Consider the following 24659-nt stretch of genomic DNA (forward strand, 5'->3'; position numbering starts at 1 on the left):
GGTGTCCCCTCAGCGGGCCGACGCGACGCGGAAGCGGATGCCCGCCGCGCGCAGCCGGTCGATCAGCGCGTCACCCATCGCCGCCGCCGTGGTGACCTGACCCGCCGTCTTCGGCAGGTCGTCGAAGGCCAGGCACAGCGCCGACTCGGCGAGCATCTTCGCCGTCTCGTCGTACCCCGGGTCGCCGCCCGAGACCTCCGTGTACACCCGCCGGCCGCCGCCCTCGCCCACGAAGCGCAGGGAGAACCAGCTCTTCGCCCGCTTCTCGGGGCTCGGCCCGTCCCCGGGCTTGAGCCGTTCCGACAACCAGCGCCGCGCGGGCGACACCTGGGCCGCTGCGACCAGCGCGCCGACGGCCGCGACCCCGCCCACCGCGACGGGCAGGTGCCGGACGGCCGCGTACTGCCGGTAGCGGAAGTCGGGGCCGTACCGGTCGAGGGCCGCCGCCGACCGCCGCACGATCTGCGGGTCGATGGTCGGCATCGGCAGCGCCCAGGCGCCGACCTCCTTGGCGAACCGCGGCGTACCCGTCGGCGCGGAGACCCGTCGTCCCACCAGCCGCGGCTCGTGCCGCCGCCGGTCCCGCACGGCCGCCGCCATCTCCCGCTGCCGGGCGAACTGGTTCAGGGCCGAGTTGAAGGTCCCGCCCGAGAAGGCCGCGTCGGCGGTCACGAAACCGTCCACGGTCAGCGGCACGTCCTCGGGCAGCTGCCGCACGGTGAAGTACACGCCCAGATCGTGCGGGATCGAGTCGAAGCCGGCGGCGTGCACCAGCCGTGCCCCGGTCTCCCGCGCGCGTGCGTCGTGCCGGACGTACATCAGGTCCACGAACTCCGGCTCGCCACACAGGTCGAGGTAGTCCGTCCCGGTGTCCGCGCAGGCGGCGACCAGCTCCTCGCCGTACGTCACGTACGGGCCGACCGTCGTGGCCACCACGCGCGCCTGCTCGGCCAGGGAGCGCAGCGACGCCGGGTCGGAGACGTCCGCCCGCAGCACCCCCACCTCCACGTCGTCCGGCAGCCGCTCGCGCAGCCGCTCCAGCTTCTGCGCGCTGCGGCCCGCGATCGCCCAGCGCAGCCCGTCCGGTGCGTGCGCGGCAAGATACTCCGCGGTGAGCGCTCCGGCGAAACTGGTGGCTCCGAAGAGCACGATGTCGTAGGGACGGTCCGTCCTGTTCAGCCTGCTCATGACACCCCTCGGTCGCGCAGCCCGTGCCGCTGTCGGTGGCCGAGGCTAGCGTGAGGGGTGCGGAGCCCGACGACGAGCCCGGAGGAACGACGATGGCCGTGCCCAGGAATGCCCTGAAGAAGTGGGAGAAGGTGCGCGAGTTCGCGCTGGGGCTGCCGGGTGCCGTCGAGGAGTTCCCCTGGGGCGAGTCCGTCGCGAAGGTCAACAAGAAGGTGTTCGTCTTCCTCGGCGTCCAGGACGGCAGTTACCCCCTGGGGGTGACGGTGAAGCTCAAGGACGAGACGGCCCACGCCCATGCCCTGTCCAGCCCCGGCGCAGAGCCCGCCGGTTACGGCCTGGGCAAGGCCGGCTGGGTGAGCATCCCTCTGGAGCAGCCGCACGCCCCGGCCGCGCCGGTGCTCTGCGACTGGGTGGAGGAGAGCTATCGGGTGATCGCGCCGAAACGGCTGATAGCGGAACTGGACGGGTAGTGACTCCGTCGGGCAGATTACTAAGCGCTTGCTCTCTTCAGGTCTTGTGCCGATCGGAACGCGTTCTTAGCATCACTGGTGTTACATCAGATGTGTCACAGCACTGGGGGCTGGATGACCACGGCAAGGACGCCAGGACACGGCCCGCTGACCGGCGTGCGCGTCGTCGAGCTGGCGGGCATCGGGCCCGGCCCGTTCGCCGCCATGCTCCTGGCCGACCTCGGGGCCGACGTCGTGCGCGTGGACCGCCCCGGCGGCCCCGGACTCGCCATCGACCCGGCGTACGACGTCACCAACCGCAACAAGCGCTCGGTGGTCGTCGACCTGAAGTCCCCGGACGGCCCCGGCCGGGTGCTCGACCTCGCCGCACGCGCCGACATCCTGGTCGAGGGCTACCGCCCCGGTGTCGCCGAGCGCCTGGGCGTCGGCCCCGAGGCCTGCCACGCCCGCAACCCGCGCCTCGTCTACGGCCGGATGACCGGCTGGGGCCAGGACGGCCCGCTCGCCGAGCGCGCCGGGCACGACATCGCGTACATCGCCCCCACCGGCACGCTCGGCATGATCGGCCGGCCGGACGAGCCGCCGGCCGTTCCGGCGAACCTGCTCGGCGACTACGCGGGCGGCTCCCTGTACCTCGTCGTCGGCGTCCTCGCCGCGCTGAACCACGCGCGCGCGACCGGCACCGGCCAGGTCGTCGACGCCGCCATCGTCGACGGCACCGCCCACCTCGCCACCATGATCCACGGCATGCTCGCCGCCGGCGGCTGGCAGGACCGCCGTGGCGCCAACCTCCTGGACGGCGGCTGCCCCTACTACGGGACGTACGAGACGGCCGACGGCCGGCACATGGCTGTCGGCGCGCTGGAGCCGCGGTTCTACGAGGAGTTCCTGACCCTCCTCGGCATCGAGGACCAGGCCGCGGCCCGCAAGGACGTCACCCGGTGGGGCGAACTGCGCGAACAGATCGCGGTCCGCTTCAAGACCCGGACGAGGGACGAGTGGACGGCCGTCTTCGAGGGCTCCGACGCGTGCGTGGCGCCCGTCCTGTCCCTGCGCGAGGCCCCGCACCACCCGCATCTCGCCGCCCGCGGCACCTTCACCGACCACGGCGGCATCACCCAGCCCGCCCCGGCCCCGCGTTTCTCCGCGACCCCGACCTCCGTCCGCACCGGCCCGGCGCGGCCGGGCGCCGACACGGCGGAGGTCGCCCGGGACTGGGACCTCCCCGGGCTGCTCGTCTCGTCCCGCAACCCTCAGTGAAAGGCCCCCTCGTGAGCACCGAAGCGTACGTGTACGACGCGATCCGCACCCCGCGCGGGCGCGGCAAGGCCAACGGCTCCCTGCACGGCACCAAGCCCATCGACCTGGTCGTCGGACTCATCCACGAGATCCGGGCCCGCTTCCCGGACCTCGACCCGGCCGCCGTCGACGACATCGTGCTCGGCGTCGTCGGCCCGGTCGGCGACCAGGGCTCGGACATCGCCCGGATCGCCGCCATCGCCGCGGGCCTGCCCGACACGGTGGCCGGTGTGCAGGAGAACCGCTTCTGTGCCTCGGGCCTCGAGGCCGTCAACCTGGCCGCGGCCAAGGTGCGTTCGGGCTGGGAGGACCTCGTCCTCGCGGGCGGTGTGGAGTCGATGTCCCGGGTGCCGATGGCCTCCGACGGCGGCGCCTGGTTCAACGACCCGATGACCAACCTCGACGTGAACTTCGTACCGCAGGGCATCGGCGCCGACCTCATCGCCACCATCGAGGGCTTCTCCCGGCGGGACGTCGACGAGTACGCGGCCCTCTCCCAGGAGCGGGCCGCCACCGCCATGAAGGACGGCCGCTTCGAGAGGTCCGTCGTCCCGGTGAAGGACCGCAGCGGCCTCGTCGTCCTCGACCACGACGAGTTCCCGCGCCCCGGCACCACCGCCGACTCCCTCGCCAAGCTGAAGCCGTCCTTCGCGGACATCGGCGAACTCGGCGGCTTCGACGCGGTGGCCCTCCAGCAGTACCACTGGGTGGAGAAGATCGACCACGTCCACCACGCGGGCAACTCCTCCGGCATCGTGGACGGCGCATCACTCGTCGCGATCGGCTCCAAGGAGGTCGGCGAGCGCTACGGCCTCACCCCCCGCGCCCGGATCGTCTCCGCCGCCGTCTCCGGCTCCGAGCCCACCATCATGCTCACCGGCCCCGCCCCGGCCACCCGCAAGGCCCTCGCCAAAGCCGGGCTGACCATCGACGACATCGACCTCGTCGAGATCAACGAGGCGTTCGCGGCGGTCGTCCTGCGCTACGCGCGGGACATGGGCCTGTCCCTGGACAAGGTCAACGTCAACGGCGGCGCGATCGCCCTCGGCCACCCCCTCGGCGCGACCGGCGCGATGATCCTCGGCACGCTCGTCGACGAACTGGAGCGCAAGGACAAGCGCTACGGCCTCGCCACGCTGTGCGTCGGCGGCGGCATGGGCGTCGCCACCATCGTCGAGCGCATCTGACCCCCTCCCGACGGATCACACGGAGCACCTCCACATGAGCACTGAATCCACCACCATCCGCTGGGAACAGGACCGCACCGGCCTCGTCACCCTCGTCATCGACGACCCGAACCAGTCCGCGAACACCATGAACCAGGCGTTCCGCGACTCGCTCGCCGCCGTCACCGACCGCCTGGAGGCCGAGCAGGACTCCATCCGGGGCGTCATCATCACCTCCGCCAAGAAGACCTTCTTCGCCGGCGGCGACCTGCGCGACCTGATCCGCGTCACCCCCGAGACGGCCCAGGAGCTGTTCGACGGCGGCATGGCGATCAAGCGGAACCTGCGCCGCATCGAGACCCTCGGCAAGCCGGTCGTCGCCGCGCTCAACGGCGCGGCCCTCGGCGGCGGCTACGAGATCGCCCTGGCCTGCCACCACCGCGTCGCCCTCGACGCGCCCGGCTCGAAGATCGGCTGCCCCGAGGTCACCCTCGGCCTGCTTCCCGGAGGCGGCGGCGTCGTCCGCACCGTCCGGCTGCTCGGCATCGCCGACGCCCTGCTGAAGGTCCTCCTCCAGGGCACCCAGTACAGCCCCCGCCGCGCCCAGGAGAACGGACTCGTCGACGAGGTCGCCGAGACCCAGGAGGAACTCCTCGCCAAGGCCCGCGCCTTCATCGACGCCAACCCGGAGTCGCAGCAGCCCTGGGACAAGCCGGGCTACCGGATCCCGGGCGGCACGCCCGCCAACCCCAAGTTCGCCGCGAACCTGCCCGCCTTCCCGGCGAACCTGCGCAAGCAGACCGGCGGCGCCCCCTACCCGGCGCCGCGCAACATCCTCGCCGCCGCGGTCGAGGGCTCCCAGGTCGACTTCGAGACCGCCCAGGTCATCGAGGCCCGCTACTTCGTGGACCTCGCGGCCGGGCAGACATCGAAGAACATGATCCAGGCCTTCTTCTTCGACCTCCAGGCCGTCAACTCCGGCGCCAACCGCCCGGGGGGCGTCGAGCCCCGCAAGGTCCGCAAGGCCGCCGTCCTCGGCGCCGGCATGATGGGCGCGGGCATCGCCTACTCCTGTGCCCGCGCCGGCATCGACGTCGTCCTGAAGGACGTCTCCCTGGAGGCGGCCCTCAAGGGCAGGAACTACTCCGAGAAGCTGTGCGCCAAGGCCGTCGCCAAGGGCCGCACGACCCAGGAGAAGGCGGACGCGCTGCTCGCCCGCATCACGCCCACCGCCGAGGCGCAGGACCTGGCCGGCTGTGACGCCGTCATCGAGGCCGTCTTCGAGGACACCTCCCTCAAGCACAAGGTGTTCCAGGAGATCGAGAACGTCGTCGCGCCCGACGCGCTGCTGTGCTCCAACACCTCCACCCTCCCCATCACCGCACTCGCCGAGGGCGTCGAGCGCCAGACCGACTTCATCGGGCTGCACTTCTTCTCGCCCGTCGACAAGATGCCGCTCGTCGAGATCATCAAGGGCGGGCGCACGGGCGAGGAGACCCTGGCCCGCGCCTTCGACCTGGTCCGGCAGATCAACAAGACCCCGATCGTCGTCAACGACTCGCGCGGCTTCTTCACCTCCCGGGTCATCGGGCACTTCATCAACGAGGGCGTCGCCATGGTCGGCGAGGGCATCGAGCCCGCGTCGGTCGAGCAGGCCGCCGCCCAGGCCGGCTACCCGGCCAAGGTGCTGTCCCTGATGGACGAGCTGACGCTGACGCTGCCCCGCAAGATCCGGGGCGAGACGAAGCGCGCCGTGGAGGAGGCGGGCGGCACCTGGACGGCCCACCCCGCCGAGGCCGTCATCGACCGCATGGTCGACGAGTTCGGCCGCACGGGCCGCAGCGGCGGCGCCGGGTTCTACGACTACGGCGACGACGGCAAGCGCGCCGGGCTGTGGCCCGGGCTGCGCGAGCACTACACGGAGCCCGGCCATCAGATCCCGTTCGAGGACATGAAGGAGCGCATGCTCTTCTCCGAAGCGCTGGACACCGTCCGGCTGCTGGAGGAGGGCGTGCTGACCTCGGTCGCCGACGCCAACATCGGCTCCATCTTCGGCATCGGCTTCCCGGGCTGGACCGGCGGCGTGCTCCAGTACATCAACGGCTACGAGGGCGGCCTGCCCGGCTTCGTGGCACGCGCGCGTGAACTCGCCGAGCGCTACGGCGACCGGTTCGCACCGCCCGCGCTGCTGGTGGACAAGGCGGAGAAGGGGGAGCGGTTCAGCGACTCAGCCCGGGGCTGACTCCCCTGAGGGCTCTGCCGAAGGCTCCGTGAGCCACTCTCCCAGCTCTTCCTTCAGTGAACGCTGAAAGGCCGTGAGGAGCGCCTGCACCACCAGGGGGTGCATGTGCGCCGACAGGGACCGCACGTCCCGGGCGTCACGCTCCGCCACCTCGCCCCGGAAGAGCTGGGAGAGTTCATGGGCCGCGGCGCGCGCGTGTTCGATGAGAACCGTGCGCGCCGCGAAGATCGCCTCCTGGGAGAGCGGCACGTCCAGCAGCCCGACGCCCAGCCGGAGCAGACCGAGGTCGGCCTCGTACCCGTCGTCCCCGGGCCTGACCACGCCCATCGCTACCAGTCGCTCGATGTCCGCGGCTCCGAGCGGCCGCCCGGCCCGTCGCTCCAGTTCCTTCCCCGTGACCGTCTCGACGGTGTCCGGCGCCCAGGAGGCCACCACCGCCCGGTGGATGGCTAGGTCGTGCGGGCTCAGATCCGGGGGCAGCTGCCGCAGATAGCGCTCGATGCCCGACAGCGTCATGCCCTGCCGCTGCAACTCCTCGATCAGCGCCAGCCGGGCCAGGTGCTCCCGCCCGTAGTGACCCACCCGCCGGGGGCCGAGCACCGGCGGCGGCAGCAGCCCCTTCGTGCCGTAGAAGCGGACCGTGCGCACCGTGACACCGGCCCGGGCGGCCAGCTCGTCGATCGTGAGGGTCGGCTCCTCGGTGTCGGTCGTCATGTGGAGCAGTATCGCTGTCTCACCAGTGCTGTGAAACCTCCCGCCGCGGATGTGACAGCGGTGTGAGAAGTGGCGCTCTGTGACGTATGCCACCGCGTGAGCCGCGCACAGTCGGGGAAGGTGGCCCCTCGGTCTGTGCCCTTACAGAGGGCGCAGACCTTATGTACGTCCGGAAAGCCGAGCGTGACCCGCTCGGGCGCACCAGAGAAGTGGATCCACCGTGAGCAAGGACGCCGTGAACACGGCAGCAGCCGCATCCCCCAGCGACGCGGCCCAGGTGCCCGCGGACGCGGGGGACGCCGGCTACAGCAAGGACCTCAAGGCCCGCCACGTCAACATGATCGCCATCGGCGGCGCGATCGGCACCGGACTCTTCCTGGGCGCCGGCGGGCGGCTGAACAGCGCGGGCCCGGCGCTGGCGATCGCCTACCTGGTGTGCGGCATCTTCGCCTTCTTCGTCGTGAAGGCCCTCGGCGAGCTCGTGCTCTACCGCCCCTCCTCGGGCTCCTTCGTGTCGTACGCGCGCGAGTTCCTCGGGGAGAAGGGCGCCTACGTCGCCGGCTGGATGTACTTCCTGAACTGGTCGACCACCGGCATCGCCGACATCACCGCGATCGCGCTCTACACGCACTACTGGAGCCTGTTCACCGACATCCCGCAGTGGGTGCTCGCGCTGGCCGCCCTCGCGGTCGTGCTGGCCGTGAACCTGATCTCGGTGAAGATCTTCGGCGAGATGGAGTTCTGGTTCTCGATCATCAAGGTCGCCACGCTCGTCGGCTTCATGTTCATCGGCATCTTCCTGCTCGCCACGCAGCACAAGGTGGGCGGCCAGACGCCGGGCATGAGCGTGATCACGGAGAACGGCGGCGTCTTCCCGAACGGCATGATGCCCGTCGTCCTGGTCATGCAGGGCGTGATCTTCGCGTACGCCGCGCTGGAACTGGTCGGTGTCGCCGCGGGTGAGACCGCCGAGCCGGAGAAGGTCGTCCCGCGCGCGGTGAACTCGATCATGTGGCGGGTCGGTCTCTTCTACGTCGGCTCGGTCGTCCTGCTGGCACTGCTCCTGCCCGGTTCGGCCTACTCGGGCGACCAGAGCCCCTTCGTCACGGTCCTGTCGAAGATCGGCGTCCCCGCGGCGGGCGACGTGATGAACCTGGTGGTCCTCACGGCGGCGATGTCCTCCCTCAACTCCGGCCTGTACTCCACGGGCCGCATCCTCCGCTCGATGGCGATGGCGGGCTCGGCCCCGAAGTTCACGGCCCGTATGAACCGCAGCCAGGTCCCCTACGGCGGCATCCTGCTGACCTGCGCGGTGTGTGTGCTCGGCGTCGGCCTGAACTACCTGGTGCCGGCCCAGGCCTTCGAGATCGTGCTGAACGTCGCCTCCCTCGGCATCATCAGCACCTGGGTGATCATCATGATCTGCCACCTGGTCTTCGTCCGCCGTGCCGAGGCGGGCCTGGTCGACCGCCCCTCCTTCCGCCTCCCCGGCAGCCCGTTCGCGGAGATCACCACGATCGTCTTCCTGCTGGCCTGCCTCGGCATGATGTGGAACGACCCCGAAGTCGGCCGCAAGACCCTCCTCCTCGTCCCCGTGATCGCGGCCATGCTGGTCGCGGGCTGGTTCGGCGTCCGCCGCAGGGTGTCCGCGACGGCCGACCAGGAGCTGTCACAGTTCACGAAGTAGCGGGCCGGGGCCGCTGTCAGTGGCCCCGTCTACGGTGGCGTCATGTCGGGGATCAGGCATTCCGGGGTGACGCCACCGTTCCGTCGGTGAAGGGCGTCACGGTCATCGCCCATGTCTGCAACGACATCGGGGGCTGGGGCAAGGGCTTGGTGGTGGCGATGTCGCGCCGCCGGCCCGAGCCGGAGCGGGCCTACCGGGCCTGGCACCGGAGGCGCGCGGCGAACGACTTCGGGCTGGGCGCGGTGCAGTGCGTGCCACAGGGGATACCGGTGACGGCGTACGACCACGGGGACTGAGGCGGCACGCCTCGGACCGGCTCAGCCTTGTCCGTCGAAGCTCCGCACCAGGCACTCCGTGAGACGGCGCGCGATCGACCCGTCCGGATCCAGTCGGGGGTTGAAGATCGCGACATCCAGGCCCACGGCTCCACCGGACAGGACCGTGCGCAGGACGGCCTCCAGTTCCTGCCAGGTCAGGCCGCCCGGCAGTCGGTAGTCGACGGCGGGCATGAGCGCGTCGTCCAGTACGTCGACGTCGAGGTGGATCCAGTAGCCGGCACCCGTGCCGTCGCCCGTCAGCAGGCCGACCGCCCGGCGGGCCGATTCGGCCGCCCCGAGGGTGCGCACGGCGTCCAGGTCCATCGTGTGCAGCGCGGGCGGCAGCGGCTGCATCCCGTACGCCGTGGATTCCTCCGTGTCCCGGAACCCCAGCGCGACGACGTCCTCGTCCCGTACCAGGGGACCCCTGCCCTCCAGGTCGGTCAGGACGCGTGGGCCGCGCCCGGTGGCCAGGGCGAGTTCCATGGAGGCCGCCTCACCGGCGGGTTCCGCCGACGGCTGGTAGAAGTCGGTGTGCCCGTCGAGGAAGAGCAGCCCGTGCCGGTCCCGGCGGCGCAGCGCGAGCAGGTTGCCGAGGAGCACGCTGCAGTCGCCGCCCAGCACCACCGGGAACCGGCCGACGACGAGGACACCGCCGACGGCGTCGGCCAACGCGATGGAGTACCCGGCGATGCCGTCCGGGTTGAGCACCCCCGTGTCCGCATCCCGCACCGGGTCGTACGCGGGCGGTTCCACCCGGCCCGCCCGCACCGCGCCCAGCCCCTCGGCCAGCCCGGCCCCGAGCAGAGCCTCCGGCAGCCCCTCGACCCCGGTGGGCCGCAGCCCCAGCACGGACGGTGCCTCGATGATCGCCACATCCCGCACGCCCGGCTCCCTTCACCCGCCGGCCGACGTGCCGCCCGGGCCCATACGCCGGACGCGCATGGGCCCACCGTAGACCGCCGTGCGGGAGGAGGCGCGTCAGCGCACGTGCCCGCTGTTCCCGTGCTCCCCGTGTTCGTGCACCCCGTCGGTCGCGGCGATCTTCTTCCACGACCTCGGCTGCGTAACCGCCCCGGCCGCCTTGGCGACGGACGCGGCCCGCGCCGCCGGTGCCGTCGGCTTGGACGCCTGGAACAGCCACGTGTCGAAGAGCGCGGTCAGGGGCTTCCCGGACACCTCCTCGGCGTAGCGCCGGAAGTCGGCGACCGACGCGTTGCCATGGGCGTACTTCTGCGGCCAGCCCTTGAGGATCGCGAAGAACGCCTCGTCGCCGATCTCGTCGCGCAGCGCCTGGACGGCCAGCGCGCCCCGGTCGTAGACCGCCGCGTCGAACTGGTTCTCCGGCCCCGGGTCCCCGGGCTTCACCGTCCAGAACGAGTCGTCCGCCGGATGCGAGGCGTACACGTAATCGGCGAGTTCCTGCGCAGTCCCCTCGCCCTCGTGCTCGGACCACAGCCACTGCGCGTATCGCGCGAACCCCTCGTTGATCCAGATGTCCTTCCAGCCCTTGAGGGACACGTCGTCCCCGTACCACTGGTGGGCGATCTCATGGACGACGAGGGACACGTTCGACCCGTTCGCGAACTGCCGCGGGCTGTAGTACGGCCGGGTCTGCGTCTCCAGCGCGTACCCCGTGGTGGTGTTCGGTACGTAGCCGCCGAGCGCGTTGTAGGGGTACGGCCCGAAGTACCCGGACAGCCAGTCCGCGATCTCCCCGGTCCGTTCGATGCTCGCCCGTGCCGCGCCGGCGTGGTCGCCCAGGTCCTTGCTGTAGGCGTTGAGGACCGGGATACCGCTCTCGGTCGTGCCCGTCGTGATGTCGAACCTGCCGACCGCGAGCGTGGCGAGGTACGTGGCCTGCGGCTTGTTCGAGCGCCAGTTCCAACGGGTCCAGCCGAGCCGTGAACTCGTCGACTGGAGCGTGCCGTTGGAGATGGCCTGCGTACCGTCCGGAACCAGTACGGACACGTCGTAGGTGGCCTTGTCGAGCGGATGGTCGTTGCCGGGGAACCACCACGCCGCCGCCTCGGGCTCGTTCGCGGCGACTCCGCCGTCCGCAGTGCGGTGCCAGCTGGTGAAGCCGTAGGCCTGCTTCGTCGACGGCACCCCGCGGTAGCGCACGACGACCGTGACGGCCGCGCCCTTGGCCAGAGGCGTCTTCGGCGTGATCTCCAGTTCGTGCTCGCCCGACGTCGCGAAGGAGGCCTTCGCGCCGTTGACGCGTACCTCGCCGACGTCCAGCAGGAAGTCCAGGTTGAAGCTCGACAGCTCCTGCGTGGTGCGGGCCACGAGGGTCGCCGTGCCCTCCAGTTCGTCCGTGGCCGGCTGGTACTTCAGCCTCAGGTCGTAGTGGGAGACGTCGTATCCGCCGTTCCCGTAGGCCGGGTAATAGGGGTCACCGATGCCCGGCGCGCCGGGGGAGTGGGGCGCGGCCGACGCCGGGATCGCCAGCAGGAGAACGGCCGCTGCCAGGGCTCCCGGCGCGATGATTCTGCGGTGCACGCAAGGCTCCAAGTCGTAGGTCCCGAAGTCTGTACGGAGCCTATTGACTCCCTGTGTCACTAGTCATGTCCATGGCCCCTGCTGTCACACGATCGCCATTCGGCCGACATGAGGCACCCGCCCCTCGGGCCCCTCCCGGACACGCCGGTCCGTCAGCTGCCCTCTTCTGAACAGGAGTTCACCGATGTAGCGTCCGGCGCATGCCGAAACGCACGCGCTTCACGACCTGGAGACCGCTCGCGACGGCGGCCACGGCCGCCCTCTTGGCCACCCTGCTCACCCCGGCCGCGGCGCAGGCCGCCCCGCGCGGGAGCGAACCCGTCTACTCGTACGACAAGGCCATCCGCGAGGCCGTCTGGGTGGACACCGGACTCGACGGCGACAGCGACGGAAAGGCCGACCGGGTCGCCGTCGACATCGTCCGCCCCCGCGAACCCGCCCGGCAGGGCCGCAAGGTCCCCGTCATCATGGACGCCAGCCCGTACTACTCCTGCTGCGGGCGCGGCAACGAGAGCCAGAAGAAGACGTACGACGCGAACGGCGACGTCGTCCAGATGCCGCTGTACTACGACAACTACTTCGTGCCCCGCGGCTACGCCTTCGTCGGCGTCGACCTGGCCGGAACCAACCGCTCCGACGGCTGCGACGACGTCGGCGGCCGCTCCGACATCCAGTCGGCCAAGGCCGTCGTCGACTGGCTGAACGGCCGCGCCAAGGCCTACACGACCCGCACCGGCACCACCCGCGCCAAGGCCGCCTGGACCAACGGCCGCACCGGCATGATCGGCAAGAGCTGGGACGGCACCATCGCCAACGGCGTCGCCGCCACCGGCGTCAAGGGCCTGAAGACCATCGTCCCGATCAGCGCCATCTCCTCCTGGTACGACTACTACTTCCAGCAGGGCGCCCCGCTCTACGACTCCGGCCCCGAGTGGCTGTCCGACTACGTCAACAGCCCCGACGCCCGTGAGAAGTGCGGTGCCGTGCAGCAGAAACTCGTCGACGGGGCCCCGCGCACCGGCGACCGGACCCCGCTGTGGACCGAGCGCGACTACGTGAAGGACGCGAGGAAGGTCAGGGCCAGCGTCTTCCTGATCCATGGCATGCAGGACCTCAACGTGCGCCTGAAGCACGTCGGCCAGTGGTGGGACGCCCTCGCGAAGCACGGCGTCGAGCGCAAGATCTGGCTCTCCCAGACCGGCCACGTCGACCCCTTCGACTTCCGCCGCGCCACCTGGGTCGACACCCTGCACCGCTGGTTCGACCACGAACTCATGGGCTACGACAACGGCATCGACCGCGAGCCCATGGCGGACATCGAACGCCGTCCTGACCAGTGGAGCACCTCCAAGATCTGGCCGCCGACCGGCACCCGCGCCACGACTCTGCGTCCCGACCGGGGCACCCAGGCCGGCGTCGGCACCCTCGGCCTGCACCGCGGCCACGGCACCGAGACCCTCACCGACGACCCGGCACTGAGCGAGACCGACTGGGCCGCCCGGATCGACAAGCCGACGCCGGAGAAGGCCGGGTTCGCCACCGGCCCGCTCACCCGCGACCTGCGTCTGTCCGGCTCCTCCGAGGTCACCGTCACCGCGAGGCCCTCCACCCCGACGGCCCACCTCTCCGCCGTCCTCGTGGACATCGGCCCCGACACCATCCGCGACTACGCCGACGCCGGCGAAGGCATCACCACCCTCACGAACCGCACCTGCTGGGGCGCGAGCACCGCCGGCGACAGCTCCTGCTTCAAGGAGGCGAAGGCCAAGACCGCCGACGTCGACTACACGGTCGTCAGCCGCGGCTGGGCCGACCTCGGCAACCACGCCTCGGACGACAAGGGCTCCCCGCTCACCCCGGGCAAGCGCTACACGATCACCCTCGACCTGGCGGCGACCGACCACGTCGTCCCGAAGGGGCACCGTCTGGCGCTGATCGTCGCGGGCACCGACAAGGGCCTCATCGACCCTCCCGCCGACACGCCGAAGCTCTCGCTCGACCTGTCCCGCACCTCGGCCGACGTGCCGTTCGTCGGCGGACCCGCCGCCTTCGCCCGCGCCACCGCGGGTGCCGCGCTCACCACGCCCGTCGCCGCGCTCCTGGACGGCGTACGGGAACCGCGCACCACCCACCGCGTCCCGGAGGGAACCCAGTGAACCGCGTCCGTGCCCTGACCCTGACCGCCGCCCTCGCCGCATCCCTGGTCGCCGTCCCCGCCCAGGCGGCCACGGCGACCGGCTCCCCGCCGCGCACCGGCTTCGAGCGGACCGACGGCGCCCGCTGGACCACCCAGCCCGAGGAGCAGGACTTCCTGAAGGCCGTCGACCGGTCGAGCAGCCGGGTCTCCATGACCCGCTTCGGTACGACGAAGCAGAACCGCCCGCTCCAGCTCGTCAAGATCGGCACCCGGCCGAGCCCGAACAAGGTGCTCCTCGTGTGCAGCCAGCACGGCGACGAACCCTCCGGCCGCGAAGCCTGTCTGACCACCGTCCGGGATCTCGCCCACGCCCGCGACAGCCGCACCCGGCGCTTCCTGGACCGCACCACCGTCCTCGTCGTGCCCACCGCCAACCCCGACGGCCGGGCCGCGAACACGCGCGGCAACAGCGACGGCGTCGACATCAACCGCGACCACCTGGCCCTCAAGACCGCCGAGGGCCGCGCCCTGGCCGCACTCATCCGTGACCAGCGCCCCGACATCATCTACGACTTGCACGAATACGGAGCAACACCCCAGTACTACGACAAAGCGCTCTTCGACCTGTGGCCGCGCAACCTCAACACCCACGACGCGGTCCACGACGAGGCGAAGACCCTCTCCGAGGCCTACGTCCGCCCCGCGGCGCAGCGGGCCGGCCACTCGACCGGCACCTACGGCATCTGGACCGACCCCGAAACCGGCGAGCCGGTCAAACAGGTCGCCGGAGACGGGCAGGAGCGCATTCTGCGCAATATGTCCGGTGTGAAGCATGCGGTCGGACTGCTCATCGAGAGCCGGGTCGACCCGCTCACCGAAGCGGAGAAGGCGGACGAGGCGCTGAACAACCGGCGCCGGGTCACCTCCCAACTGGACGCGCTCAAGGGCCTGTTCGGATACACAGAGCAGCGGCGGGGCCGCATCGAGGCCACCACGGTCAAGGCCCGGCTCGCCGGCTGGGCGGCCACCGGCCCGGTCTACGTCGGCGGCGCCGACAACGACGCGCCCGAACCCGCCGAGGTGATCCAGAACCCGCCCTGCGGCTACCGGCTCACCGCCGCGCAGTACGCCGAGGTCGGCGACGAACTCGCGCTGCACGGTGTGCGCGTACGACGGGACGCCGAGGGTGTGCTGGTACCCCTGCGCCAGCCCCTGCGGGCGCTCGTCCCGCTGCTGCTCGACAAGCGAGCCACGTACCACCTGACGGATTCCGAGTCCGAAACGCAATGTTGAGAAGGGTGTAATTGCGCCACACGTGGTAGGGGCGTTACGGAGGATTTACCTTCCTCCTATGTTCAATGAAAGGTGCCGCCTGTGACACACGACCGACCAATCGAGAGCGATCCCCATGGGGGAGGCGCGCTGCCGGGTTCGGAAGCGGGTCTCCCCGGTCAGGAGAGGCCTCAGACCGACCGGATCGTCTTCGGTGTCACGGCGGCGCTCACCCTCGCCTTCGTGATCTGGGGCGCCACGGCGACCGACTCGCTCGAATCCGTCTCCACCAGCATGCTCAGCGGGCTGATGCACAACGGTGGCTGGGCGTTCATGCTCGCCGCCTCCGGCTTCGTCGTGTTCGCCCTCTGGATCGCGGCCAGCCGTTACGGCCGTATCCACCTCGGCGCGGAGGGTGAGGAGCCCGAGTTCCGCACGGTGTCCTGGGTCGCGATGATGTTCAGCGCGGGCATGGGCATCGGCCTGATGTTCTACGGCGTGAGCGAGCCGCTGTCGCACTACTCGACGGCCCCGCCCGGCACGAATCCGGCTGACTCCGGCGAACGCATGGAGACGGCCATGGCCACCACCCTGTTCCACTGGACGCTCCACCCCTGGGCGATCTACGCCGTGGTGGGCCTCGCCATCGCCTACAGCACCTTCCGCAGGCGGCGCCGCCAGACCATCAGCGCCGTCTTCACCCCGCTCATCGGCAAGAAGCACGCCAACGGGACCGCCGGCCGCGTCATCGACATCCTCGCGATCGTCGCGACCATCTTCGGCTCCGCCGCCTCCCTGGGGCTCGGCGCGCTGCAGATCGGCTCCGGAGTGCAGGAGCTGGGCTGGATGGACAAGGTCAGCACCGGACTGCTCGTCGCGATCATCGCGGTGCTGACCCTGGCCTTCGTCGCGTCCGCGATCTCCGGTGTGGAGAAGGGCATCCAGTGGCTGTCCAACACCAACATGGTGCTGGCGCTGGTCCTCGCCCTGTTCGTGTTCGTGGCGGGCCCGACCATCATCGTCCTCGACCTGCTGCCGACGTCGGTCTTCGCCTACCTCGGCGATCTGCCCCAGCTGGCCGGCCGCACGGAGGCCAGCGGCGGGGAGGGCGTCGCGGACTGGCTGGGCAGCTGGACCGTCTTCTACTGGGCGTGGTGGATCTCCTGGACGCCGTTCGTCGGCATGTTCATCGCCCGCATCAGCCGGGGCCGGACCATCCGGCAGTTCATCGGCGGTGTCATCCTCGTGCCCAGCACGGTCAGCCTGATCTGGTTCGCGATCTTCGGCGGCTCGGCGATGAAGTTGCAGGAGGAGAGCAAGCTCGGCAAGGAGGCGACTCCCGAGGGCCAGCTCTTCGACGTGCTGCAGCAGTTCCCCGTCGCCACCGCCACGAGCCTGCTGGTGATGGTCCTCGTCGGTATCTTCTTCGTCTCCGGTGCCGACGCCGCGTCGATCGTCATGGGCACGCTCTCGCAGAAGGGCGCGCTCGAACCCGGCCGCCTGGTGGTGGTGTTCTGGGGCGTCGTCACCGGTGCGGTGGCCGCGATCATGCTGCTCGTCGGCAGCGGCTCGGGCGACGCGCTGACAGGTCTGCAGAACCTCACCATCCTCGCGGCGGCGCCGTTCGTCGTCGTGATGACCTTGATGTGTATCGCCCTCATGCGGGACCTGCGCCGTGACCCGGTGATGGTGCGTGAGCAGATGGGTTCCGAGGCCGTCGAGATGGCCGTCATGGAAGGCCACAAGAAGTACGACGGCGACTTCGAGTTCCGTGTCGGCCCGGGCCGCGGCCCGGACGTCGAGGGCGACCCCATCGGCAAGCACTGACCCGGGCGACCCCTGCCGGATGCCCCCGCCAGGGGCGTCGGAGCCTGACAGCTCCGATGCCTCGGGCCGGGGGCATCCGGCTTTTCGCGGCCAGGGCGTGTTCGGCCGGGGTGCTTCGGGCTCCACGGCGCCGGGGCCAGCCGCCGGCGCGTGACTCTGGCGGCTGGTGCGGCTGGTGCGGCTGGTGCGGCTGGTGCGGGGCGATCCGGGCCGAGCGGCCCGGCTGCCTTCGCCCGGCGGCGTCCGCCCCTTGCACCGGCCGGGGCGGTCAGCCGCGCGGTGCCCCCTCGCCTCCGTCGCACACCAGCCGCGCCGCCTCCTCCGCGCACCCCCATGCCACCGTGACGCCCGCGCCGCCGTGGCCGTAGTTGTGCACCAGGAGCCGGCCGTCCGGCAGGGCGTCGCGTTCCAGGCGGACCGCGGGGCGGGTCGGGCGGAGTCCGACCCGGTGTTCCAGGACGGGTGCGCCGGTGATCTCCGGCCGCAGCGCCGCGCAGCGGCGGACGATGGCCTCGGCCGTCGCGGGGTCGGGCTCCGGCGACCACGCGTCCTCCTCCGCCGTACCGCCGAGGACGAGCCCGCCTGGCTGCGGAAACAGGTAGGCGTAGTCCCCGGCCGCGTCGGCGGAGACGAGCCACGTGTCGATCCCGGGGTTCTCCACGACCACCAGTTGCCCGCGTACGGGCCGCACGGACGGATCCGGCACCAGCTCCCGCGCCCCCAGCCCCGTGCAGTTGACCACGACCGGCGCTTCGGCCTCCGCGAACGAGGACACCGTACGAGCCTCGACCACCCCGCCGGCCGCCACGAACCGCTCCCGCAGCCACGGCAGATGAGCCGGCATGTCGATCAGCGGCAACCGTGCCCGGACGCCCGTCCCCGTGTACTCACCGGCCGTGGCCGGCCGCAGCCCCGGCACCCGCCCCGCCAGCCACCCGCCGACCTCGTCGAGGCGGGTCTCGCCCAGTACCCCTTCGACCATGCGTACGCCGGTCTGTCCGGACCGCGCCGCAAGCTCCTCGTACACGTCCAGCGACCGCAGCGCCCACTCACGCGCGAGCCCGACCGGCTCGATCCGGTACGGCCACCACAGCGCCCCCGCCACCGCTGAGGTGGTCGCCTCGACGGCATCCCGTGTCCACACCCGCACCCGCAGCCCGCGTTCGGCCAGCACCACCGCGGTCGTCAGCCCGACGACCCCGCCACCGACCACCACGATCTCGTCACTTCGCTCGCCCGCCATCCCGGGACCGTAGCGGAATATGTCATGCCGTGCTCACATCACGCGCAGTATGGGGATACTCACAGCATGTGTGCCGAATACGCGACCTTCGGCCTGGCTCCCGCGATGCGGGCCGGCGGAGTTCTCCACGACGGTGGTTACCAGGTCCACCGGGACTTCGTGGACTTCATCGTCGACGGACGCCCGCTGCTGTTCCGGCTCTCCGACCTCGACGCGGTCTCCCCGCTCGCCTCCGACGTCCCACCCGCCATCTTCACCGCACAGGTCCGCAGCCTGCTCCTGGAAAGCCCGGCACCCCTGCCCGGCGGCCGCTACGTCGTCTACGGCTGCCCCGAGTGCGAGGATCTGGCCTGCGGAGCCGTCACCGCGGTCATCCGGCGGGACGGCGAGGACTTCATCTGGCGGGACTTCGCCTGGCAGACCGACGAACAAGCCGACCTCGACCTCAACGGCTACCACGGCATCGGCCCGTTCCGCTTCCACGGCGCCGAGTACCGGGCGGCCCTGAGCGCCCTGCTGAACGGCTCCGCCCCGGACACCCGGCGCCGCGTCCTGCTGATCGGCGCCCGCGTCGCCGTCCTGGCCAAGCTCGCCGCGGCGTTACGCACCATCGGCGTCGGCGCCGACATCGCCCACGACGCCGACGGGGTGCCCGCCGACGAACTGCGCGCCTACGGCGCCGTCGCCTTCGGCCGCGCGACCGGCGAGCGGGACCGTGCCGCCGTCCGCCGCGCCTTCGAGGAGGCCGAGGTCCCCGTCGCCTACGTCGACGGTCTGGCCCCGATCGTCCCCCTCCTCGTGGCCCAGATCGAACACGCCCTGGACCGGGGCACGGTGGTACAGCGCCGCCTCACCGGCCTGACCGCAGCCGGCAACGCGGCGGACATCGAGGTCACCTCCGCCTGCCGGGTCGCCCTCACCGCGTACCGCCTCGACCGGCTCTCCCGCACCCACACCCACGAGATCTTCGACGGCGTCCTCGAACCCGGCCGCCACCGCATCGCTCTCGACGCCGGGGCGGTGAAGGGGCGGTCCTACGTCGTGGCGCGCACCTCCGGAAGTGTCCTGGCGACGGCGGTGACCCGCTGAGCGGCCCATTAAAATCGGCGACCTGATGACTGCCACCCTCGTCGCCAAGAACCTCGCCGCCGGCCACGGCGACCGCTCCCTGTTCACCGGGCTCGACCTCGTCGTCGCGCCCGGCGATGTGATCGGCCTGGTCGGAGCCAACGGCGCCGGCAAGTCCACCCTGCTCAGGATGCTCGCCGGACTCATCGCACCCGAGCAGGGTGAACTGCGCCTGTCCCCGCCGACCGCCACCGTCGGACACCTCCCGCAGGAACCGGAGCGCCGGCCCGGCGAGACCGTCCGGGCGTTCCTGGCCCGCCGCACCGGCGTCGCCGAGGCCCAGCGAACCATGGACGAGGCGACCCAGGCCCTGGTTGACGGCGCCCCGGGCGCCGACGACGCCTACGCCACCAGCCTGGAGCGCTGGCTCGGCCTCGGCGGCGCCGACCTCGACGAACGCGCCGAGGAGGTCGCCGACACCCTCGGCCTCGCGGTCGACCTGGACCAGCCGATGACGTCCCTGTCCGGCGGCCAGGCCGCCCGCGCCGGCCTCGCCTCCCTGCTGCTCTCCCGCTACGACGTCTTCCTCCTCGACGAGCCGACCAACGACCTCGACCTGGACGGCCTGGAGCGCCTGGAGCGCTTCGTGAGCGGCCTGCGCGCCGGCACGGTGGTCGTCAGCCACGACCGCGAGTTCCTCACCCGCACCGTCACCAAGGTCCTCGAACTCGACCTGGCACAGCGGCAGATCAACCTCTTCGGCGGTGGCTACGAGGCCTACCTGGAGGAACGGGACGTCGCCCGCCGGCACGCCCGCGACGAGTACGAGGAGTACGCCGACAAGAAGGCGGCCCTCCAGGACCGGGCCCAGACGCAGCGGTCCTGGATGGACAAGGGCGTGAAGAACGCGCGCCGCAAGGCGGGCAACGACAACGACAAGATCGGCCGCAAGTTCCGCAGCGAGGCCAGCGAGAAGCAGGCCGCGAAGGCCCGGCAGACCCAGCGCATGATCGAGCGTCTTGACGTCGTCGAGGAGCCGCGCAAGGAGTGGGAACTGCGCATGGAGATCGCGTCGGCCCCGCGCTCGGGCGCCGTCGTCGCGACCCTGCGGGACGCCGAGGTGCGCCGGGGCGGCTTCGTCCTCGGCCCGGTGTCCCTCCAGATCGACTGGGCGGACCGGGTGGCGGTGACCGGCGCGAACGGCGCAGGCAAGTCAACGCTGCTCGCCGCCCTGCTCGGCCGTCTCCCGCTCGACGCCGGGCACGCCGCGCTCGGCTCCGGTGTCCTGCTGGGCGAGGTCGACCAGGCCCGCAAGCTGTTCCACGGCCAGGAGGCCCTGCTCGAAGCCTTCCGCGCAGCCGTCCCGGACACCGAACCGGTCGAGGTCCGCACCCTCCTGGCCAAGTTCGGCCTCAAGTCGGAACACGTGCTGCGCCCCGCGGCGACCCTCTCCCCGGGCGAGCGCACGAGAGCCGCCCTGGCCCTGCTCCAGGGCCGGGGCGTCAACCTCCTGGTCCTCGACGAGCCGACCAACCATCTCGACCTGCCCGCCATCGAGCAGCTGGAGTCGGCCCTCGACGCCTACGAGGGCACCCTCCTGCTGGTCACACACGACCGCCGCATGCTGGACGCCGTCCATGTGACGCGCCGCCTGGAGGTGGCGGACGGCAAGGTGACCGAACGCTGACGGGTCGTCAGGCGAGTGACGTCGAACTCCAGGTCGCCGGCCAGCAGGAACTCCCGCTCGCCGGACGCCCGATGGAGCCGCGGAAAGCGGCGCGCAGCGCCCTTTCCAGAGGCGCGGGGAACTGCGCGGCCAGCCACAACGGGCCCGCAGCTCCCCACGGCCTCTCCGACGGAGCGGTCAGCGCTTGCCGCCCTTGGGATCAGTCAGCCCCGCGCGGCGCAACGCGTCGGCCATCGCGCTGTTGGCGGGCGGGGGTGCCTGACGCGAACCGCCGCCACGGCCACCACCGCCGCCGCCACGGCCGCCCTGCCGCTGCTGCGGCGGACGCCCACCCCGCTGCCGGCGCTCACCGCGCTCACCGGAACCGCCGCCCTGGCCCTGCGAGGCCGCCGCCTCGTCGTCCAGACGCAGCGTCAGCGAGATCCGCTTGCGCGGGATGTCGACGTCGAGGACCTTCACCTTGACGATGTCCCCGGGCTTCACCACGTCCCGCGGATCCTTGACGAACGTCTTCGACATCGCGGAGACGTGCACCAGACCGTCCTGGTGCACACCGACGTCGACGAACGCCCCGAACGCGGCGACGTTCGTCACGACGCCCTCCAGGACCATCCCGGCCGCCAGGTCGGAGATCTTCTCCACGCCCTCCTGGAAGGAGGCCGTCTTGAAGCCCGGCCGCGGGTCGCGGCCCGGCTTCTCCAGCTCCTTCAGGATGTCGGTGACGGTCGGCAGACCGAACGTCTCGTCCACGAAGTCCTGCGGCTTCAGCGAGCGCAGCGCACCGGTGTTGCCGATGAGCGCGCCGACCTCCTGGCCACTGGTCTTCACCATGCGCCGCACGACCGGGTAAGCCTCCGGGTGCACGCTGGAGGCGTCCAGCGGGTCGTCACCGCCGCGGATCCGAAGGAAGCCCGCACACTGCTCGTACGCCTTGGGACCGAGCCGCGCCACCTTCTTCAGCCCGCCCCGGGACGTGAACGGCCCGTTGGTGTCCCGGTGCGCCACGATGTTCTCCGCGAGCCCGGAGGTGATGCCGGAGACCCGGGCGAGCAGCGGGGCCGACGCCGTGTTGACGTCCACGCCCACGCCGTTCACACAGTCCTCCACCACCGCGTCCAGCGAACGCGACAGTTTCAGCTCGGACAGGTCGTGCTGGTACTGGCCGACGCCGATCGACTTCGGGTCGATCTTCACCAGCTCGGCCAGCGGGTCCTGCAGCCGGCGCGCGATCGACACGGCACCGCGCAGCGACACGTCCATGTCGGGCAGCTCCTGCGAGGCGAACGCGGACGCCGAGTACACGGACGCGCCGGCCTCGGACACCATCACCTTCGTGAGCTTCAGCTCCGGGTGCTTGGTGATCAGCTCCCCGGCGAGCTTGTCGGTCTCGCGGGACGCCGTGCCGTTGCCGATGGCGACCAGCTCGACCGCGTGCTCCTTGGCGAGCCGGGCCAGCTTGGCGACGGCCTCGTCCCAGCGGTTGGCCGGGACGTGCGGGTGGATGACGTCCGTGGCGACGACCTTGCCGGTGGCGTCCACCACGGCGACCTTCACACCCGTACGGAAGCCGGGGTCCAGGCCGAGCGTCGCGCGCGTACCCGCCGGGGCCGCGAGCAGCAGGTCGCGCAGGTTCGCCGCGAAGACCCGCACCGCCTCGTCCTCGGCGGCCGTGCGCAGCCGCAGCCGCAGGTCGATGCCGAGGTGCACGAGGATGCGCGTGCGCCATGCCCAACGGACGGTGTCCTTGAGCCACTTGTCCCCGGGCCGGCCCCGGTCGGCGATCCCGAACCGGTTCGCGACGATCCCCTCGTAGGACGACGGGCCGTCCGTGGCCTCCTCGGGCTCCAGGGCCAGTTCGAGGATGTCCTCCTTCTCGCCGCGCAGCATGGCCAGCACGCGGTGCGAGGGCAGCTCGGTGAACGGCTCGGCGAAGTCGAAGTAGTCGGCGAACTTCGCCCCCGCCTCCTCCTTGCCGTCCCGCACCTTGGCGGCCAGCCGTCCGCGTACCCACATGCGCTCGCGCAGCTCGCCGATCAGGTCGGCGTCCTCCGAGAACCGCTCGGTGAGGATCGCCCGGGCGCCGTCGAGGGCGGCCTGCGGATCGGCCACGCCCTTGTCGGCGTCGACGAACGCGGCGGCCGCGGCGAGGGGCTCGACGCCCGGATCGCCGAGCAGCCCCTCCGCCAGCGGCTCGAGCCCCGCCTCGCGGGCGATCTGCGCCTTGGTGCGCCGCTTGGGCTTGTACGGGAGGTAGATGTCCTCCAGGCGCGCCTTCGTCTCGGCGCCCCGGATCCGTGCCTCCAGCTCCTCGGTGAGCTTGCCCTGCTCGCGCACCGACTCCAGGATCGCCGCCCGCCGCTCCTCCAGCTCCCGCAGATAGCGCAGCCGCTCCTCGAGCGTGCGCAGCTGCGCGTCGTCGAGCATCTCGGTCGCTTCCTTGCGGTAGCGAGCGATGAAGGGCACCGTGGAACCGCCGTCGAGCAGTTCCACGGCGGCCCTGACCTGCCGCTCCCGTACGCCGAGCTCCTCGGCGATCCTGCCTTCGATGGTCCCTGCGTTGATGGACCCGTTGGACCCGGGTGTCGTCACGATCCCGTACCGCCTTCTCCACTGAGGTTGCGCGGCAATTGTGGCAGGTGACACCGACACTCGGGGTCCAGGGCGTGACCCCCGGCAGGTCGCCGGCGGCCCCCGGTCAGGCCCTGCGGCTGCGGGTGGAGGACGAGGCCCCGCCGAAGAGCCGGGCCAGGGCCCGGAAGGGCAGCGTTACGACGGTGGCGATGGCGCCGCCGATCTGGCGCAGCACGTCTGCGATAGCACGGAACACGTTCATTCCCCTTTCCTCTCCCGACCGCACTGGCCGGTTAGGAGCGGGTACCTCACTCACGCTTCACCATGCGTCACGACCGAACACGCGTGCTCGGGAGTGGTCCACAGCCGGTGCGACCGAGCCCTCAGCCCTTGCCGATCAGATCCGCCGGAAAGGCCCCGGCCACGAACGCGGCCTGCGCGAAACCGGCGCCCAGCTCGGTCAGCCGGGCCACGCCCTCCGGGCCCAGGTGCTCGTACGGCGCCCGGTCGAGCCGGTCCGTCTCCCGCTCGATCTCCTCGCGCAGGGCGACCCCCCGCTCGGAGAGCTCGCCGGTCGTGTCCAGCAGCCCGCGCTCACGCAGCCGGTCCGTCGCCGCGTCCCAGTCCTCCTGGCTCCAGCCCCGGGTGGTGAACACCCACTTCGGCGCCATGCCCTTGCCCGTCGCCGTGTGGGTCACCATCGCCTCGAGGCCGTCCAGCCCGGCGGACATCAGGGCGGCCAGGTGCCCGTCGCCCCGGTGCTCGCGCAGCAGGGTCGCCGCGTGCCAGTACGCGAGATGCGGCTCCTCGGGGACGGGCAGATCGGCGTGGGCTGCGTACAGCGGCCTCGCGCCGCGCGAACAGGCCTCGGTGGCGCGCAGCGCGAGCCGCGCGGCCTCGGCCATCTCCGCCGACGCCAGGGCCTCTTCGCCCAGCAGGCGCCGCAGGGTCGCGTCGACCGCACGCGCGCGTGCCGCCAGCACCTGGCCGGGCGTGGCGCTCTCCCACACCGCCGGCACATGCCGGGCCACCAGCTCGTACTTGTAGTTGTAGAAGGCCGCCGCCACCGCACCGGGCCCCACCGGTCCGAACGCGGCGGCCCGCACGGCGAAGTTCACGGCGTGGGGATGGGTGATCCCGGCAGCACCCACTTCCCGTCCCAGATCCGGCGAGAAGTAGTGCGTCGCGTGCAGGGAGTTGAGCACGTTCTGGCAGCGTCGGCCGGCGAGCGGCTCAAAGGCGGCAGTAGTCATGCCCGGCAGGTTA

Annotated in this window: 18 protein-coding genes and 1 pseudogene; 11 read left to right on the plus strand and 8 right to left on the minus strand. The window is 71.5% G+C overall.

The annotated features are described in order from the left end of the window. Positions 1 to 9: 9 nt before the first annotated feature. Complete coding sequence (locus tag ACQEV8_RS37370) at positions 10 to 1188, minus strand: saccharopine dehydrogenase family protein (protein WP_432969733.1); 1179 nt, start codon at positions 1186 to 1188, stop codon at positions 10 to 12. Positions 1189 to 1280: 92 nt separating this feature from the next. On the opposite strand from ACQEV8_RS37370, the gene ACQEV8_RS37375 reads away from it, so the two are divergent. The 4 genes from ACQEV8_RS37375 to ACQEV8_RS37390 all read left to right on the plus strand — a co-directional run bounded on the left by ACQEV8_RS37375 (position 1281) and on the right by ACQEV8_RS37390 (position 6365). After that, on the plus strand, positions 1281 to 1658 hold the full coding sequence (locus ACQEV8_RS37375; RefSeq protein ID WP_432969736.1) for an MmcQ/YjbR family DNA-binding protein: 378 nt from the start codon (positions 1281 to 1283) through the stop codon (positions 1656 to 1658). Between the two features lie 114 nt (positions 1659 to 1772). Beyond that, entirely contained in the window at positions 1773 to 2918 is a 1146-nt protein-coding gene (locus tag ACQEV8_RS37380; RefSeq protein ID WP_432969739.1) for a CaiB/BaiF CoA transferase family protein, read from the plus strand. An 11-nt stretch (positions 2919 to 2929) separates the two neighbouring features. Next, complete coding sequence (locus ACQEV8_RS37385) at positions 2930 to 4144, plus strand: acetyl-CoA C-acetyltransferase (RefSeq protein WP_432969742.1); 1215 nt, start codon at positions 2930 to 2932, stop codon at positions 4142 to 4144. A 34-nt stretch (positions 4145 to 4178) separates the two neighbouring features. Continuing rightward, complete coding sequence (locus tag ACQEV8_RS37390) at positions 4179 to 6365, plus strand: 3-hydroxyacyl-CoA dehydrogenase NAD-binding domain-containing protein (RefSeq protein WP_432969745.1); 2187 nt, start codon at positions 4179 to 4181, stop codon at positions 6363 to 6365. On the opposite strand, the gene ACQEV8_RS37395 is transcribed toward ACQEV8_RS37390, so the two are convergent. After that, positions 6351 to 7079: a MerR family transcriptional regulator gene (locus ACQEV8_RS37395; RefSeq protein ID WP_432969748.1), complete on the minus strand. Its 729-nt coding sequence runs from the start codon at positions 7077 to 7079 to the stop codon at positions 6351 to 6353. The genes ACQEV8_RS37390 and ACQEV8_RS37395 overlap by 15 nt on opposite strands. Before the next feature lie 220 nt (positions 7080 to 7299). Between ACQEV8_RS37395 and ACQEV8_RS37400 the strand changes: the two genes are divergently transcribed. Both ACQEV8_RS37400 and ACQEV8_RS37405 read left to right on the plus strand, forming a co-directional pair. Continuing rightward, positions 7300 to 8766 carry an amino acid permease gene (locus ACQEV8_RS37400; protein ID WP_432969751.1) on the plus strand — a complete coding sequence of 489 codons (1467 nt, stop codon included), beginning with the start codon at positions 7300 to 7302 and terminating at the stop codon, positions 8764 to 8766. Between the two features lie 42 nt (positions 8767 to 8808). Further along, positions 8809 to 9020: pseudogene (locus ACQEV8_RS37405) on the plus strand (Appr-1-p processing protein); the annotation flags it as partial. Between the two features lie 63 nt (positions 9021 to 9083). On the opposite strand, the gene ACQEV8_RS37410 reads toward ACQEV8_RS37405, so the two are convergent. After that, positions 9084 to 9968, minus strand: a complete 885-nt coding sequence (locus tag ACQEV8_RS37410) for an arginase family protein (RefSeq protein WP_432969755.1) — start codon at positions 9966 to 9968, stop codon at positions 9084 to 9086. Between the two features lie 96 nt (positions 9969 to 10064). After that, complete coding sequence (locus tag ACQEV8_RS37415) at positions 10065 to 11588, minus strand: M1 family metallopeptidase (RefSeq protein WP_432969758.1); 1524 nt, start codon at positions 11586 to 11588, stop codon at positions 10065 to 10067. A 200-nt stretch (positions 11589 to 11788) separates the two neighbouring features. On the opposite strand from ACQEV8_RS37415, the gene ACQEV8_RS37420 reads away from it, so the two are divergent. The 3 genes from ACQEV8_RS37420 (at position 11789) to ACQEV8_RS37430 (ending at position 16824) form a co-directional block, all read left to right on the plus strand. Beyond that, a complete protein-coding gene (locus ACQEV8_RS37420) occupies positions 11789 to 13744 on the plus strand; it encodes a Xaa-Pro dipeptidyl-peptidase (protein ID WP_432969761.1) in 1956 nt (651 codons plus the stop codon). Then, positions 13741 to 15018 carry a M14 family metallopeptidase gene (locus ACQEV8_RS37425; protein ID WP_432969764.1) on the plus strand — a complete coding sequence of 426 codons (1278 nt, stop codon included), beginning with the start codon at positions 13741 to 13743 and terminating at the stop codon, positions 15016 to 15018. The genes ACQEV8_RS37420 and ACQEV8_RS37425 overlap by 4 nt, the downstream gene beginning before the upstream one ends. An 81-nt stretch (positions 15019 to 15099) precedes the next feature. Beyond that, on the plus strand, positions 15100 to 16824 hold the full coding sequence (locus tag ACQEV8_RS37430; protein WP_432969767.1) for a BCCT family transporter: 1725 nt from the start codon (positions 15100 to 15102) through the stop codon (positions 16822 to 16824). Positions 16825 to 17092: 268 nt separating this feature from the next. On the opposite strand, the gene ACQEV8_RS37435 is transcribed toward ACQEV8_RS37430, so the two are convergent. Beyond that, on the minus strand, positions 17093 to 18067 hold the full coding sequence (locus ACQEV8_RS37435) for an FAD-dependent oxidoreductase (RefSeq protein ID WP_432969770.1): 975 nt from the start codon (positions 18065 to 18067) through the stop codon (positions 17093 to 17095). Positions 18068 to 18133: 66 nt separating this feature from the next. On the opposite strand from ACQEV8_RS37435, the gene ACQEV8_RS37440 reads away from it, so the two are divergent. Beyond that, complete coding sequence (locus ACQEV8_RS37440) at positions 18134 to 19156, plus strand: oxidoreductase (RefSeq protein WP_432969773.1); 1023 nt, start codon at positions 18134 to 18136, stop codon at positions 19154 to 19156. A 25-nt stretch (positions 19157 to 19181) separates the two neighbouring features. Next, positions 19182 to 20822, plus strand: a complete 1641-nt coding sequence (locus ACQEV8_RS37445; protein WP_432969776.1) for an ABC-F family ATP-binding cassette domain-containing protein — start codon at positions 19182 to 19184, stop codon at positions 20820 to 20822. A gap of 177 nt (positions 20823 to 20999) precedes the next feature. Here ACQEV8_RS37445 and ACQEV8_RS37450 read toward each other — a convergent pair whose 3' ends face one another. The 3 genes from ACQEV8_RS37450 to ACQEV8_RS37460 all read right to left on the minus strand — a co-directional run bounded on the left by ACQEV8_RS37450 (position 21000) and on the right by ACQEV8_RS37460 (position 24646). Continuing rightward, positions 21000 to 23411 carry a Tex family protein gene (locus tag ACQEV8_RS37450; protein WP_432969779.1) on the minus strand — a complete coding sequence of 804 codons (2412 nt, stop codon included), beginning with the start codon at positions 23409 to 23411 and terminating at the stop codon, positions 21000 to 21002. A 106-nt stretch (positions 23412 to 23517) separates the two neighbouring features. Beyond that, positions 23518 to 23649 (minus strand): LPFR motif small protein, encoded by a 132-nt coding sequence (locus ACQEV8_RS37455; RefSeq protein WP_252100478.1) that lies wholly within the window; start codon positions 23647 to 23649, stop codon positions 23518 to 23520. A gap of 127 nt (positions 23650 to 23776) precedes the next feature. Then, positions 23777 to 24646 (minus strand): SCO6745 family protein, encoded by an 870-nt coding sequence (locus ACQEV8_RS37460; RefSeq protein WP_432969782.1) that lies wholly within the window; start codon positions 24644 to 24646, stop codon positions 23777 to 23779. Between the last annotated feature and the right edge of the window lie 13 nt (positions 24647 to 24659).

It is taken from the genome of Streptomyces sp. CA-179760 (genome assembly GCF_050937045.1).
Classification (GTDB): domain Bacteria; phylum Actinomycetota; class Actinomycetes; order Streptomycetales; family Streptomycetaceae; genus Streptomyces.

Excerpts from the sequence above, each read along its gene's own strand:
- ACQEV8_RS37420 (WP_432969761.1), top strand. The coding sequence starts at position 11,789 with ATGCCGAAACGCACGCGCTTCACGACCTGGAGACCGCTCGCGACGGCG.
- ACQEV8_RS37395 (WP_432969748.1), bottom strand. The coding sequence starts at position 7,079 with ATGACGACCGACACCGAGGAGCCGACCCTCACGATCGACGAGCTGGCC.
- ACQEV8_RS37440 (WP_432969773.1), top strand. The coding sequence starts at position 18,134 with ATGTGTGCCGAATACGCGACCTTCGGCCTGGCTCCCGCGATGCGGGCC.
- ACQEV8_RS37435 (WP_432969770.1), bottom strand. The coding sequence starts at position 18,067 with ATGGCGGGCGAGCGAAGTGACGAGATCGTGGTGGTCGGTGGCGGGGTC.
- ACQEV8_RS37460 (WP_432969782.1), bottom strand. The coding sequence starts at position 24,646 with ATGACTACTGCCGCCTTTGAGCCGCTCGCCGGCCGACGCTGCCAGAAC.
- ACQEV8_RS37390 (WP_432969745.1), top strand. The coding sequence starts at position 4,179 with ATGAGCACTGAATCCACCACCATCCGCTGGGAACAGGACCGCACCGGC.
- ACQEV8_RS37375 (WP_432969736.1), top strand. The coding sequence starts at position 1,281 with ATGGCCGTGCCCAGGAATGCCCTGAAGAAGTGGGAGAAGGTGCGCGAG.
- ACQEV8_RS37380 (WP_432969739.1), top strand. The coding sequence starts at position 1,773 with ATGACCACGGCAAGGACGCCAGGACACGGCCCGCTGACCGGCGTGCGC.
- ACQEV8_RS37370 (WP_432969733.1), bottom strand. The coding sequence starts at position 1,188 with ATGAGCAGGCTGAACAGGACGGACCGTCCCTACGACATCGTGCTCTTC.
- ACQEV8_RS37445 (WP_432969776.1), top strand. The coding sequence starts at position 19,182 with ATGACTGCCACCCTCGTCGCCAAGAACCTCGCCGCCGGCCACGGCGAC.